Origin of the sequence: Aeromonas salmonicida subsp. salmonicida (assembly GCF_001643305.1) — a bacterium.
Taxonomy (GTDB): Bacteria; Pseudomonadota; Gammaproteobacteria; order Enterobacterales; family Aeromonadaceae; genus Aeromonas; species Aeromonas salmonicida.
Window position 1 is genome coordinate 60,692 of record NZ_LSGW01000071.1, and the last position, 14,074, is coordinate 74,765.

Below are 14,074 nucleotides of genomic sequence, written 5' to 3' on the forward strand. Positions count from 1 at the left end.
GCGTTAGATTCAGCCCAACTTTATACAATATACAATTTTGTAACGATTCCCCTGTGACCCGACCATGACCCCACCCTACAAGACCCGAACCCAGATGGTGATGGAGAACCTCCGCGGCCGGATCCTGCGTGGGGAGTTTCCCGCCGGCGCCCCTCTTCGTCAGGATGCCATCGCCAAGGAGCTGGCGGTGAGCCGCATTCCGGTGCGGGAAGCCCTGATGCAACTGGAGGCCCAGGGACTGGTGAAATTCGAGGCCCACCGCGGCGCCGTGGTCACCATGCTGGACGCCTCGGCCATCGAGGAGCTCTTTTATTTGCGAGCCCTGCTGGAAGCCGATACCCTGTTTCACGCCGTCGACCTGATGACGGAGGAGACCTTTGCCAAGGCAGAGGCCATCCTGGCCCAGTTTGATCAGGCGCTCGAGTCAGGCACCCAGATCGAACACTGGGCAGAGTTGAACCACAGTTTTCACGCCACCCTCTATCAGGCTGCCGGTCGCCCCCAGGCGCTGGAGCTGATTGCCCAGATCAATCTGAGCTGTGACCGCTATGTACGCTTCGAGCTGCTGTTTGCCAGCGACGGAGTGGACAAGGCCGAACGTGAGCACGCCCAGTTGCTGGCGCTGTGTCGCGCCCGCCGCAAACACGAGGCTGTGGTGCTGCTCAAACAACATATCGAGGCGGCTGGCCAGTCGATCAAACGGATCCTGGACAGCGGCCACAACCATTGAACACTCACATCACTACAATCTGGCATTAACGACATGAATCATTTCGAGATTATTGAAACCCGCGTCGCCCAGGTCAGGGCCGCTCTGGCCATTCAAGAGCTGGACGCCTTCATAATCCCCCACGATGACGAGCACCTGGGCGAATATATTCCCGCCTACGCAGAGCGTCTGGACTGGATCACGGGTTTCAACGGCTCCGCCGGGCTCGCCATCATAATGGCGCAGCGGGCGGCCCTGTTCATCGACGGTCGTTACACGGTGCAGGCCCGCATGCAGGCACCGGCCGAGCTATTCGAGTTTCTTCATCTGAACGAAGATCCCCATGTGCAGTGGCTGGCTGAACAACTGCCGTCCGGCTCCCGGGTCGGCTTTGACGCCCGCCTGCACAGCCTGGCCTGGTATCAACACGCCAAGGCCCTGCTGACCGAACGCGGCATCGAGCTGGTACGGGTCGATGAGAACCCCATCGACCTGCACTGGAGCGATCGCCCCGCGCCGACCAAGACCCCGGTCATTCTCTACAGCGAAGAGCTGGCAGGCCAGTCGAGCCAGGCCAAGCGCGAACTGCTGGCCACAGACCTGCGCAAGCGCGGGCTGGATGCCGTACTGCTGACCCAGGCCGAGCCCATCAACTGGCTGCTCAACCTGCGTGGCCGTGACGTGGAGCGTCTGCCGGTAGTGCTGGGTTTTGCGGTGCTCTACGCCAACACCAGCATGGATTTCTTCGTCGACACCGACAAGATTGACTGCATCGCCTTCTCCAGACATGTGGGACAGGATGTCTCCGTCTACCCCATCGACAAGCTGGGTGACGTGCTGCAACGCATTGGTGAAAACCAGCAAAGAGTACTGGCCGACCCCAACACAGCCAACGCCTGGACCCAGCTCATCATGGAAGAGGCAGGCGCCATCCTGGTGGCGGGTCAGGATCCGACCATGCTGCCGAAAGCATGCAAGAACCCGGTGGAGCTGGCCGGCATGCAGCGCGCCCACCTGCGTGACGGCGTCGCCGTTACCCGTTTCCTCGCCTGGCTGGATCGGCTGATCGCCTCCGGCGAATTCGAGGGAGTGGATGAAGGCACGCTGGCCGATCAGCTGGAAGCCTTCCGCCACGAGCAGGAACACTACGTCGAGCCGAGCTTTGACACCATTTCGGCGCTGGGGCCCAACGCCGCCATGTGCCATTACCGTCACACCAACGGCACACCGCGCCCCTTCGGTCAGGACAGCATCTATCTGGTGGATTCCGGTGCCCAGTATCTGGACGGCACCACAGACATCACCCGCACCGTCAAGGTGGGTGAGGTGACTGACGAGCACAAGGCCATGTTTACCCGGGTGCTGCAGGGCCATATCGCGCTGGATCAGGCCCGCTTCCCGCGCGGTACCGCCGGCATCCAGCTCGACGTGCTGGCCCGCATGCCGCTGTGGCAGGCGGGTTACAACTATGACCACGGCACAGGCCACGGTGTCGGTCACTTCCTGAGCGTGCACGAAGGCCCCCAGCGCATCGCACCCAAGGGGAGCCTGGTGGCGCTGCAACCGGGCATGGTGCTCTCCAACGAGCCGGGTTACTACCGGGAAGATGCGTTCGGCATCCGCTGCGAAAACCTGGTGGTCGTGACCGAACAGGAACAGATGGGCGAACTGGCGATGCTGGGCTTCGAGCGCCTGACTTATGTGCCGTTCGATACCCGCCTCATCGATCGCAGCCTGCTGAGCCCGGCCGAGTTCCGCTGGATCAACGAATACCATGTCGAGGTGTTCCGCCGCCTGAGCCCCCTGCTGGAGGGCGAGGATCTCCTCTGGCTGGAACAAGCAACCAGCCTCATCTGATGACACAGGGCCTGCAGGCCCTGTTTTTTTGCCTCCCGTCTTGACCTGTATCAACACCCAGTCCCCTCAGGTCAGGACAATGACCGCCATGAAACCCCATGATCCCGACTCAATGCACAGCACTCGTGCCAGCAAGGCATCCGAGCACCCCAGGCTCAAGCGGGAGCAGCAAACGGTCAGCGCCATGATCCGCCTCTACTGCCACCACCACCATCAGGATCCCGCCTGTCGGCACTGCCAGCAGTTGCAAGCGTTTGCCCACCAGCGACTGCGGCGCTGCCGTTATGGTCACGGCCACAAACCGACCTGCGCCAACTGCCACATCCACTGCTATGCCCCCGCCATGCGCAAGCAGATCCAGCAGATCATGAAATGGAGCGGCCCGCGCATGCTGTGGCGTCACCCCTGGCTTGCCCTGTGCCATCTGCTGGACAGCCGCCGCAAGGCCCCAAGATTGCCCAACAGCCGGCCCCTGCCGCCCTGACACAGACCTTCGATCACTCGCGCCCGACATCATCAGGTACGCTTGCATCAACCAGGATGGCCCACTAACCTGTGACTCCTTTGACTGCCGCACGGCAGCACGAATGCAATGACAGGAGCCCGGATGCATCAGCCCCCCGTTTTAAGAGTGGCCACCCACGCCGACATGCACGCCATCTGGCAGATAGACGTCAACGTCTTCGGGGAGGATGTCTATCCAGGCTTCTTCTTTCGCCAGGCCATGGATCTCTGGCCCGAGCTGCTGCTGGTGGCCGAACTGGATGGCAAGCTGCTTGGCTATGCCCTGGGTGGATTGGGACAGGATCGGTCGCAAGGCTGGCTGCTCTCCCTGGCTGTTTTGCCCGAGGCGCGCGGCTTCGGTCTCGCCGAGCGCATGATGCTGCAGCTGGAGCAGGCACTGACCCAGGTGCAGGTCGAACGGGTCAGACTGACGGTGGATCCGGCCAATCCGGCCAAACGCCTCTACTTTCGACTCGGTTATCAGCAAGTTGCCGAGGAGCGCGACTATTTCGGCCCGGGTGAAGATCGCCTGCTGCTTGAAAAAAGCCTCGGCTAATCCCGCTGCAGGCGTCGCCTCCCGCCAGTAAGCCTCATAATTGGTTACACTTTGCTGGTTTCATGCTCAATCCGGTTGGCGTAAAGTTGCACTCACTGACCGAATTAACCAGATTAGATGCTTGCCCAGGAGGCCCATCATGTTGAAACGTATGACCCTTATCGCCTTGTTGGCCGCCACCACTGCCACCACCCTCAGCGGCTGTGCCAACAGCGATGTCTACTCCGGCGATGTCTACACCAAGGATCGTGCCAAGCAGGTCCAGACCGTCAGCTACGGCACCATACTCTCCACCCGTCCGGTCAAGATCCAGGCCGATGAGAACTCTCTGGTCGGCACCATAGGCGGCGCCGTGGTCGGTGGCCTGCTCGGCAGCACCATAGGTGGTGGCCGGGGCAGCGATATCGCCGCCGCAGGGGGTGCCATCGCAGGTGCCGCCGCCGGTAAAGCTGCCGGCGACAAGCTCAATCAGGTTGACGGCGTCGAGCTCGAGATCAAGAAAGAGAACGGCGAATCCATCGTGGTGGTGCAAAAAGCCAGTCCCACCTTCGTGCCGGGCGCCCGGGTACGCATGACTCAGGGCAACGGCAGCATAAACGTAGCCGTGGTGAACTAAGCACAGGCCACCAGCCGCCCACGAAAAAGCCCTCGCACTGCGAGGGCTTTTTTTATCGCCGGTGTCAGTCAGGCATTACTGACGGATCAGGCGGAATATGGCGTAGCCGGGGTGTTTGGCATCGTCCATCGGCAGGGTGGACTTGTACTCCAGATCCGCGCCTGCCAGCTGTTTGGCCTCTTCGCGGGGGGAGGAGTAGAGCCGCACGTCCACGTTGGCCGGCAGGGCCTTCATGTGCCAGTTGTTGTTGGCCGCAGGGCTGAAACCACCCGGGTTGTCGGCAGACTGGGCCTTCAGGTACTGGGCAATGATCTCCCGCGTCTCGGAGGGATCTTCATGCACTATGTTGCTGCCGTCTATGCCCGGGAAGTGGCCGCCACCGCTGGCGCGGTAGTTGTTAGTCACCACGTAGAACTTCTGGACCGGGTCAATGGGCTGGCCGTTGAAGGTGAGCGCACTGATGCGCTGGCCGTTGCTGACCTTGTCCCCTTCCTTGTTGTACCGGGCCGGCTGGGTGATATCCACTTCATAGTTCACACCATCGATCACATCGAAGTTGTAGGTGGGGAACTTCTCGTTCACCAGCCACTGCACCTCTGTCTTGCCGGTGTCGATCTGGTTGAACTGACCGGCGCTCATCTCCAGCCACTCCTTGACGGTAGCCCCGTTCACTTCGACCACCTGCAAGGTGTTCGGATAGATATAGAGATCGGAGACGTTGCGCAGGGAGATGTCGCCCTGGGCCACATAAGTGAAGTCATTGATGCCGTTGCGACCGCCACGGAAGGGGGCCGCCACCGCCAGGATGGGGTAGGACTCCTTGAGCAGACCGTCTTGTTGCAGCTGTTCGGCATAGCGGCGCTGGGCATCGCTCACCAGTTGCACCGAAGGGTCGTCCTGTACCAGAGCGAAGAAGCTGTGGATGGAGGAGGTGATTTTGCCGAGCGGTTCATCCAGCCACTGGTTGGTGGCATCGTGATCCGCCTGTACCAGATCGACGACCCGCTGATCCACGGCGCTGCCCTCGCTGGAATCGATCTTGCGCAGGCTGGCCTGGCTTTGCTTCACCTGCCACTTGCCCTCAACCTGCTCCAGGGTGAGGTCTATGATGCCCAGATGGTTGCCCCAATAGCCTGGCATCACGGTCGGCACGCCGCTCAGGGTACCGGCCTGGTTGTCCACCTCCGGCAGATCCGGGAAATCACCGGGGAAGTTCTTGTGGGCATGGCCCAGCATGAGGGCATCCACCCCTTTTACCTTGGCCAGGTGCCAGGCGGAGTTCTCCATCATGGCTTCGTAGCTGCTGGCGTTGATGCCGGTGTGGGCGACCACGACCACTATGTCGGCGCCCTTGGCACGCAACTCTGGCACATAGTGGTTGGCGGTCTCGACCATGTCGGCCACCACCACCTTGCCTTCCAGATGACGCTTGTCCCACTGCAGCACCTGCGGCGGGGTCAGCCCCAATATGCCCACCTTGACGGTCTGCTCCTGCCCCTTGTCATCCTTCACCTTGCGCTCCAGCAGCAGGTAAGGGGTGAACTTGTTGCCACTCCAGTCGATCTGCCCCTTGGCATCGCGCTTGAAGGCGCCCGCCTCGAACACGTTGGCGTTCACATAGGGGAACTTGGCACCCTGCAGTGTCTTCGTGAGGTAATCCAGCCCGTAGTTGAATTCGTGGTTGCCCAGGTTTCCGGCGTCATAACCCAGCTCGTTCATGGCCTTGAACACGGGGTGGGCCTGCTTGTCGAGGTAACCGGCGCCCGATTGCTCGAAGATGTAATCCGCCAGCGGCGTGCCCTGGAGCAGGTCACCGTTGTCGAGCAGCAGGTTGTTGGGGTTTTCCGAGCGCGCCGCACGGATCAGCAAGGCGGTACGGGAGAGGCCAAACTTGCGATCTTCCTTGTTCTGGTAGTAATCGTATCCCAGCACGTTGGAGTGGATATCGGAGGTCTGGATCAGACGCAGGGCCACAGCGCCCGGTTGCGTCTTGCTGTCGTTTTCATTGCTACAGGCAGACAACAGCACTATGGCTGCAATAGCACCCAGCTTCATGGTTTTATTCACTGTTTTTTCCCTTTTATTATGAGTGTCGCTTTACCAGCGACGGGAATTTAACAGACGAATATGTCATGGCATGAAGCCGGGATTAATTTTTATGAGGTGTGGCACAAAAATAGCCTTATGAGGCCAGCAAGGCCCCGCTCGCCAGTTGCAATGCCAGTCCCAACATGATTAAACCAACAATAGTATCAATAGCTTGCTGCACCCGGCCCCGTGCAAGCCAGGGTGAGAGCGCGGCCGCACCAAAGGCGAGACTGTAGAACCAGACCAGGGAAGCCAGCATGGCCCCGGCCGCAAAGGCCGGGCGCAACGGTTCGGCAAACTGGCTGCCAAAGGAGCCGAGCAGCATCAGGGTATCCAGATAGACGTGAGGATTGAGCAGGGTCACCCCGAGCGTCATGGCCAGCACGCTCTTGACCCCCATCAGCCGGGGTGAATCCGCCAGCGCAGCCCCCTGCCCTTGCCAGGCACTGCGCAGGGAGCGAATGCCGAACCAGCAAAGAAACAGCACACCACCCCAGGTCAGCAGCGCCAGCCCGATGGGACTGGCTGCCAGCAGGTTGGCCCCGCCGAATACCCCAATCCCGATCAGGATGAGATCACACAGACAGCAGAGGGTCGCAGCCAGCAGATGGTGATTGCGATGTATGCCCCGGCTCAACACGAAAGCGTTCTGGGCACCGATGGGAATGATCATGGCAAGGCCAAGGGTGAAGCCTTGCAGAGTGGTCGCGAACATGGATAAACCGTCCAGAAGAGTGAGTGGACGGCACTATAAAGGGCGGTGGGGTGTTCAGAGAAATTCATTAATCTGCTGAGTGATTCATTTCTCTAATCAAGCGGGATCCTGAGGGCAGGGATGAATTCCATCCGGCACCAACTGTCAATTGCATGATCTGACAATTGTGAGCCTGTCGCTCTGCCCCGAGAATCATTGGGTTTTATTGCATCAGCTTGGGGAAGTTGGTGACCACGACCTGCTCCAGATTGGGCAGCAAAATGCCACTGCTCACCCCCTTGGCGATGGCCTGGTAGCGATTCATCGACCCCGTTTTACGGGTGACCTGATTGAGGTGGTAGTTCACGGTACGTTCCGTGATCCCCAGGATGCAGGCAATTTCACCCGACGTTTTCCCTTCGCTGGCCCAGAACAGGCATTCGGTCTCACGGTCAGTCAGGGCCTCCTGAGGGTCATCTTCCCGCAGACTGACCCGCACAATCCGGATCGCCGCCTCGAAGATGTAGTTGGACATCCAGGAGAGGATGGGCGAGGACTCCAGCAGCAGATCGCTTGACGCCCGCTCGGCGGTGATGAACGACAGTATGCCGTTTTCACCCGCCGCACCGTGCAGCGGAAACGAAATACCGTTTCGCAGCCCGAACTCTGCCGCCAACCCCATCACATCCAGACTGCCCTCTTGCAGAAAACGCGCCCGTTCATCCAGTCGGTTCCAATAAATGGGCAAGGTCTGCTTGCGGGCCAGCTGGATGATGGGATCACAGGCCAGCATATGGTTGGCCGTATAGGCCTGCACCCAGGAGTCAGGGCACTGATTGAACAGCACCACCTTGGGCCTTTGCATCGACATGGGAATGATCAGTGCGAACCGGTAGTAGTCATAGCCCATACCGAGCGTGAATCGACCGATCAACTCGGCCAAACGATCCCCGTCTGTTACCGAAGTGAAATGTTCGAGGTACTCAAGCAGTTGGTCTTGTTTCATATGCTAGCCCCCCTGGCCAGGGCCTCGATTATAGCGCCGAACACTGAAATGGAGACATCTGAATGCTTGTTTTCAAAGGAAAATTAAAAGAACACCCCAGATGGGAGGTAGAAAACGAGCTTTATCGCTTCCGTAATCGCGTCTTCTCCGATCGTCTCGGCTGGGATGTGGAGTCTCACCGTGGTCTGGAGCAGGACAGCTTCGACACCCCGGACACCCATTGGGTGCTGATCGAGGACGAAGAAGGCCTGTGTGGCTGCATCCGTCTGCTCAGTTGCGCCCAGGATTACATGCTGCCCAGCATATTCCCCACCGCTCTCGCCGGTGAGGCGCCGCCACGCAGCAGCGATGTGTGGGAACTGACTCGCCTAGCCATCGACGCCAACCGGGCGCCGCGCATGGGCAACGGGGTGAGCGAGCTGACCTGCGTCATCTTCCGCGAGGTTTATGCCTTCGCCAGGGCGAAGGGGATCCGGGAACTGGTCGCCGTGGTCAGCCTGCCGGTGGAGCGTATCTTCCGCCGTCTCGGCCTGCCCATAGAGCGACTCGGTCACCGTCAAGCCGTGGATCTGGGCGCCGTGCGCGGGGTCGGAATCCGCTTTCATCTGGATGAACGTTTCGCCCGTGCCGTCGGCCACCCCATGCAGGGCGAATATGCCGATGCCAGGGAACTGGTCACCGAGTAAACGCCACATAAAAAAATCCCGGGATAAGGCCCGGGATTAAAAGTTCTCGCTATGGCCCGTTTCCACCCCATGCAAAAACGGATGCAAAAGAGTATCTCCTGAATACCTTTTGACCACCACTGTCACATCTCGCAGTGACAAACCCGCTTTCACCCCGCACACCACGCCAGCCGTGCCTCTCGGCGATCCGGTCAGAGTTTCGTTGTCGTCCTGCCATCACTCCAGTAGCATCTCTTCTCAATACCCTCTCTGATAAGGAATGCTGATGAAGGCGTTGGACTACAAGCTGCTGCTGGCGCTGGATGCCGTAATGCAGGAGCAGAACTTCGAGCGCGCCGCCCAGCGCCTGCACATCACCCAGTCCGCCATCTCACAGCGCATCAAGCAGCTGGAACAGCAGTTTGCCGAGCCGCTGCTCATTCGCAGCCAGCCACTACAGGCGACCCCCCTTGGCCAAAAGCTGCTGGCCCACTACCGTCAGGTGCGCCAGCTGGAACTGGAGCTGGCCGGCGAGATCGCGCCCGACGAACCGCAGGCACCGATCCGGGTCAGCATAGCGGTCAACGCCGACAGCCTGGCAACCTGGTTCCTGCCCGCCCTCGCACCTCTGCTGGAGCAGCACCCCATAGAGCTGAACCTGCTGGTGGATGACGAATGCCGCACCCTGGATCGGGTGCGCGAGGGTCAGGCCTTCGGTGCCGTCAGCCTGCACGGCCAGCCACTGGCGGGCTGCTGCGTGGACGAGCTCGGCGAGATGCGCTACCTGCTCACCGCCAGCCCCGCCTTCGTCGCCCGTCACTTTCCCGCCGGGCTCACCCCGGCAGCGCTGGCAAAGACACCGGCGGTGGCCTTCGATCAGCGCGACGACATGCATGTGAGCTTCATGGCACGCCACTTCGGGCTGGAACCCGGCGGCTATCCCTGCCACACGGTGCGCTCGTCAGAAGCCTTCGTCGCCATGGCCGAGCAGGGACTCGCCTACTGTCTCATCCCGGAACTGCAGATCCGCCAGCAGCTGGCACAGGGGATACTGCTCGATCTCAGCCCGTCACATCACCTCATCGAGCCCCTCTACTGGCACCGCTGGGTGCTGGAGCGCGGGTTGCACAAACAGATCTCCCAGCGTCTGATCAGCGAGGGGCGCCGCGCACTGCAACCCGGTTGACGGGGCCATTCACCTTGGCTTTGAGGGGGTAAAATCGTATAGTGCTGGGCGTTTCTTCATCAGGTCTCCACTCAGGTTCCTCACTTATGTTCCAAGACAATCCGCTGCTGGCCCAGCTCAAGCAACAAATCCGCGAAAACATCCCCAAGAAAGAGGGTGTTATCCGCGCCTCGGACCGGGGCTTCGGCTTTCTGGAAGTCGATGAGAAGACCAGCTATTTCGTGCCGCCCCCCTACATGAAAAAGGTGATGCACGGTGACCGGGTGAGCGCCCTGATCCGTACCGAAAAAGAGAAGGAAGTGGCCGAACCGGATGCCCTGCTGGAGCAGGCAGTGACCCGTTTCGTCGGGCGCGTCAAAATGTTCCGTGACCGCCTCAACGTGGTGCCGGACCATCCGCTGATCAAGGATGCCATCAAGGCCCGCGCCAAGAAGGGTCTGGATGAGAAGTCCTTCAAGGAAGGAGACTGGGTGGTTGCGACCCTCAAGCGCCACGCCCTGAGTGATGGCAACTTCTCTGCCGAAATCATCGAAAAGATCGCCGATCAGGAAGACCACAATGTGCCCTGGTGGGTGGTGCTGGCTCGCCACAACCTGGCCCAGATAGAACCGGCGGATCTGCCGGAGTGGAAGGTGATCGAGGAAGAGGAGCTGCCACGTACCGACCTGACCGCGACCCCCTTCTTCACCATTGACGGCGCCAAGACCAAGGACATGGATGACGCCCTGGCCATCCGCAAACTGGACAACGGCTGGGAGCTGCTGGTCGCCATCGCCGACCCGACCGCCTATGTGGCCGAAGGCAGTGAGCTGGACAAGGAAGCCGCCCAGCGCGCCTTCACCGTCTACATGCCGGGTCGCAACGTGCCCATGATACCGCGCACCCTCTCGGACGAGCTCTGCTCCCTGAAAGAGGGCGAGGAGCGCAACACGCTCTGCGCCCGCCTGCTGATCGCCGAAGATGGCCTGCTGCTGGAGGAGACCGAGTTCTTCGCCGCCCGCATCATCTCCCATGCCCGTCTCAACTATGACGAGGTCTCCGACTGGGCCGAACAGGGTAAACCTCTCGAGATCGACGCCGGCGTGATGGCCCAGCTGCCGCTGATGAAGGCCATGACGGAGGCGCGGATCAAGTGGCGTACCGAGCACGCCCTGGTGTTCCCGGACAGACCCGACTACGACTTCGAGCTGGGGGAGAACGGCGCAGTGCTGGCCATTCACGTGGAACCGCGCCGCATCGCCAACCGCATGATCGAAGAGTCGATGATCGCCGCCAACATCTGCGCCGGTCGCGTGCTGGGCAAGAGCGTCGGCTACGGCATCTTCAACGTCCACACAGGGTTCGATGAAGAGTCCCTCGACGGCGCCATCGACCTGCTGAAAAGCGCCGAGGCCCCATTCGAGCGCGACGAGATCGCCAGCCTGACCGGCTTCTGCGCCCTGCGCCGCTGGATAGACAACCTGGACACCCGCTGGCTGGATGGCAAGATCCGCCGCTTCCAGAGCTATGCGCTGATGTCCTCCGAACCGGGTGCCCACTACGGCCTGGGGCTGGATGCCTACGCGACCTGGACCTCCCCGATCCGCAAATACGGCGACATGGTCAACCATCGTCTGCTGAAAGCGGTCATCGCCGGCAAGACCCCGGGCGATCGTCCGAGCCAGGAACTGACCGAGCACCTGACCGCCTGTCGTCGCCTGCACCGCATGGTGGAACGCGACATCGGCGACTGGCTCTATGTCCGTTACCTCAAGGCTGCCGCCGGCACCGATCAGGTGTTCAACGCCGAGATCATCGACGTGATGCGCGCAGGTCTCAAGCTGCGCCTGCGCGAAAACGGCGCCGTTGTCTTCATGCCCGCCCGTCACATCCTGGACAACAAGGATCGGCTGGAGTGCAACTGGGACAATGGTCGCGTCTACCTGGACAAGACCGAAGTGGTCTATGAACTGGGTCAGGTTATCGAGGTCAAGCTGAGTGAAGCGGTGGAAGAGACTCGCTCCCTCATCGCCAAACCGGCAGTGGAGCTGGTACCAGGCCCGGCACCGGAAGCCCCGGTGGCCGACAGTGCCGTAACCGAGAACACGGTAGCCGAAAGCACTGAGACACCAGCCGAGACCGCCCCCAAGGCGGAATAAGCCAAGCCTCTGCAGCTCAATGTAAAAGCCCGCAACCCTGCGGGCTTTTTTATACCCCTTGTTCATGGCCAGCAGGAAGACGATGCCCCGCCCTCAGCCCCCTTGAGCCTGAGGAGCAGTTGGCCCGATGAGAAGATGATCAGGAGTGCAATGACCCTATAGCTGTCATGGCATTGACCGGCTTGGGGACCGGGTTATTCGGAAACCTCACTGACCACTCGGCGGACGCATGGCTTGCCCCGGAGTCTTCCGACCAAGGAGATGCCTCCTCTTGGCTAACTGTGGCTTGCTTCTTTTTCACACCGGAGATAAGGTGAACATCGAAAATGAACGAACGTTCGCTCATGCAATGTCGACCTGTAGAGAGGAAGCCGACCATGTCCATCAATCACAACCGCCTGGAGCAGCGGCGGGAGCTGATCATCCAGGCAGCCCTCGGCTGCTTCATCGAGCGGGGCTTCCACCAGACAGGGATGCGTGACATAGCCGCCGCCGCAGGGGTGAGTCTGGGCAACCTCTATAACCACTTCGCCCGCAAAGAGGAGCTGATCGCGCTGATCGCCTCGCTGGAAGCCGCCGAGTTGCAGCCCCTGCTGGATGAGCTGGATCAGGGCTCCGCCCGCGCGGCACTGGCCCGCTTCGCCGCCGGCTATCTCGCCTGGTCGCAGACGCCGGAGAATCTGCTGCTCGGCACCGAAATCCTGGCCGAGCTGACCCGCCACCCCGAGATGGCCGCCACCTTCGCCAGCAACCAGCGCCAGCTGTGCGATGCCCTTGCCAATACGGTACGGCGGGGACAGCAAGAAGGATGTCTGGAGGCAAGACTGGACCCCGATCTCACCGCCCAACTGCTGCTGGACGGGCTGGAAGGGCAGGCACTGCGCGATGCACTTGTCCTCCATCCGGATCAGCCCTCAGCGGCGCAACGACTGCCACAACTGCTGGACCTGCTGCTGGGGCCGGCCAACTGAGCCATGGATTCTTCTCCTGCGAGGCAAACCGCTCATGACATCGTCATCCAATAGACTGGAGGGGCTGGATCTGGCCCGCGCCATGGCCCTGCTCGGCATGGTACTGGTGAACTTTCGCATCGCCATGGGTGTACTGACAGGCGGACCTGACTGGCTCAAAGCCATGCTGGATGCGCTGGAGGGTCGTTCTGCCGCCAGCTTCGTGGTGCTGGCCGGCATAGGTCTCGGTCTCTCGACCCGCAAGCTGAGCTGGCCGACTGCCATGCAGCACACCGCCAAGCGGGCCCTGTTTCTGCTGATCCTGGGACTGCTCAACTATTTGGTGTTTCCAGCCGATATCATCCATTACTACGCCGTTTACTTCCTGCTGGGGGCTTGCTGCCTGCGGTTACCCTCCCTCTGGCTGCTCTCCCTGATCCTCCTGCTGGCAGCGGGCTTCGTCATCCTGCTGTTTCACTTCAATTACGATCAGGGCTGGCAGTGGCACAGCTTCAGCTACCCCGAGTTCTGGACCCTGAACGGCTTCGTCCGCAATCTGCTGTTCAATGGCTGGCACCCTGTGGTGCCCTGGCTGGGCTTTCTGCTCTACGGCCTCTGGCTGAGTCGTCAGGCCCTCGCGAACGCGAGCGTTCAGAGATGGCTGCTGGCCGGCGGTGTGGGGGCCATGGTGCTGGCCAAAGGGCTGTCGCTCTGGCTGCTGACACTGTTCCCCCAGCCCGAACTGGCCCCCCTGCTCGCGACCGGGCCCATTCCTCCTGCCCCGCTCTACCTGCTGTTTGGCATGGGGGCGGCCAGCACCCTGATCGCGCTCTGCCTCTGGCTCGGCCGCGCCCTGCCCACAGCTCGCTGGTGGCGAGTCTGGCTGCCGGTCGGACGGCAGACGCTGACACTCTATATCGCCCATATCATGCTCGGCATGGGCGTGCTGGAGGGGCTGGGCTGGCTGAAGGGGCAAGATCTGCCCGAAGTGGTACTGGCTGCCACCTTCTTTGCCCTGACGGCTCTGTTGTTCGCCAATCTGTGGAGCCTGCGCTTCGCCAGAGGACCACTGGAGGGGGTAATGCGCCGCTTGTGCGGTTGAATG

The 14,074-nt window shown here is 61.0% G+C and carries 13 protein-coding genes; 10 read left to right on the forward strand and 3 right to left on the reverse strand.

Translation table 11 applies throughout. From position 1 onward, the window contains the following. Positions 1–64 precede the first annotated feature (64 nt). The 5 genes from AXW79_RS13340 (at position 65) to AXW79_RS13360 (ending at position 4,242) form a co-directional block, all read left to right on the forward strand. A complete protein-coding gene (locus AXW79_RS13340; RefSeq protein ID WP_005315877.1) occupies positions 65–730 on the forward strand; it encodes a GntR family transcriptional regulator in 666 nt (221 codons plus the stop codon). Positions 731–763: 33 nt separating this feature from the next. Continuing rightward, positions 764–2,566 carry an aminopeptidase P family protein gene (locus AXW79_RS13345; protein ID WP_005315880.1) on the forward strand — a complete coding sequence of 601 codons (1,803 nt, stop codon included), beginning with the start codon at positions 764–766 and terminating at the stop codon, positions 2,564–2,566. 79 nt (positions 2,567–2,645) lie between these two features. Continuing rightward, positions 2,646–3,050, forward strand: coding sequence for a nitrous oxide-stimulated promoter family protein (locus tag AXW79_RS13350; RefSeq protein WP_241519070.1), 405 nt, complete (start codon positions 2,646–2,648; stop codon positions 3,048–3,050). Between the two features lie 123 nt (positions 3,051–3,173). Then, positions 3,174–3,626 (forward strand): GNAT family N-acetyltransferase, encoded by a 453-nt coding sequence (locus AXW79_RS13355; protein WP_005315886.1) that lies wholly within the window; start codon positions 3,174–3,176, stop codon positions 3,624–3,626. A gap of 139 nt (positions 3,627–3,765) precedes the next feature. Then, positions 3,766–4,242 (forward strand): outer membrane lipoprotein, encoded by a 477-nt coding sequence (locus tag AXW79_RS13360; protein ID WP_005315904.1) that lies wholly within the window; start codon positions 3,766–3,768, stop codon positions 4,240–4,242. A gap of 75 nt (positions 4,243–4,317) precedes the next feature. Here AXW79_RS13360 and AXW79_RS13365 read toward each other — a convergent pair whose 3' ends face one another. From AXW79_RS13365 to AXW79_RS13375, 3 genes are all read right to left on the reverse strand, one after another. Continuing rightward, positions 4,318–6,297: a bifunctional 2',3'-cyclic-nucleotide 2'-phosphodiesterase/3'-nucleotidase gene (locus tag AXW79_RS13365; protein WP_005315909.1), complete on the reverse strand. Its 1,980-nt coding sequence runs from the start codon at positions 6,295–6,297 to the stop codon at positions 4,318–4,320. Between the two features lie 127 nt (positions 6,298–6,424). Next, complete coding sequence (lysE, locus tag AXW79_RS13370; RefSeq protein ID WP_005315930.1) at positions 6,425–7,045, reverse strand: L-lysine exporter; 621 nt, start codon at positions 7,043–7,045, stop codon at positions 6,425–6,427. 202 nt (positions 7,046–7,247) lie between these two features. Then, a complete protein-coding gene (locus AXW79_RS13375; RefSeq protein ID WP_005315931.1) occupies positions 7,248–8,030 on the reverse strand; it encodes a LuxR family transcriptional regulator in 783 nt (260 codons plus the stop codon). Between the two features lie 62 nt (positions 8,031–8,092). Between AXW79_RS13375 and AXW79_RS13380 the strand changes: the two genes are divergently transcribed. The 5 genes from AXW79_RS13380 (at position 8,093) to AXW79_RS13400 (ending at position 14,071) form a co-directional block, all read left to right on the forward strand. Further along, a complete protein-coding gene (locus AXW79_RS13380) occupies positions 8,093–8,716 on the forward strand; it encodes an acyl-homoserine-lactone synthase (RefSeq protein ID WP_005315937.1) in 624 nt (207 codons plus the stop codon). Between the two features lie 265 nt (positions 8,717–8,981). Beyond that, a complete protein-coding gene (locus AXW79_RS13385) occupies positions 8,982–9,881 on the forward strand; it encodes a LysR family transcriptional regulator ArgP (RefSeq protein WP_005315947.1) in 900 nt (299 codons plus the stop codon). A gap of 86 nt (positions 9,882–9,967) precedes the next feature. Further along, positions 9,968–12,019 (forward strand): exoribonuclease II, encoded by a 2,052-nt coding sequence (locus tag AXW79_RS13390; RefSeq protein WP_005315950.1) that lies wholly within the window; start codon positions 9,968–9,970, stop codon positions 12,017–12,019. A gap of 377 nt (positions 12,020–12,396) precedes the next feature. Continuing rightward, positions 12,397–12,990: a TetR/AcrR family transcriptional regulator gene (locus tag AXW79_RS13395; RefSeq protein WP_005315954.1), complete on the forward strand. Its 594-nt coding sequence runs from the start codon at positions 12,397–12,399 to the stop codon at positions 12,988–12,990. Between the two features lie 34 nt (positions 12,991–13,024). Beyond that, positions 13,025–14,071, forward strand: coding sequence for a heparan-alpha-glucosaminide N-acetyltransferase domain-containing protein (locus AXW79_RS13400; RefSeq protein WP_005315957.1), 1,047 nt, complete (start codon positions 13,025–13,027; stop codon positions 14,069–14,071). Positions 14,072–14,074 lie beyond the last annotated feature (3 nt).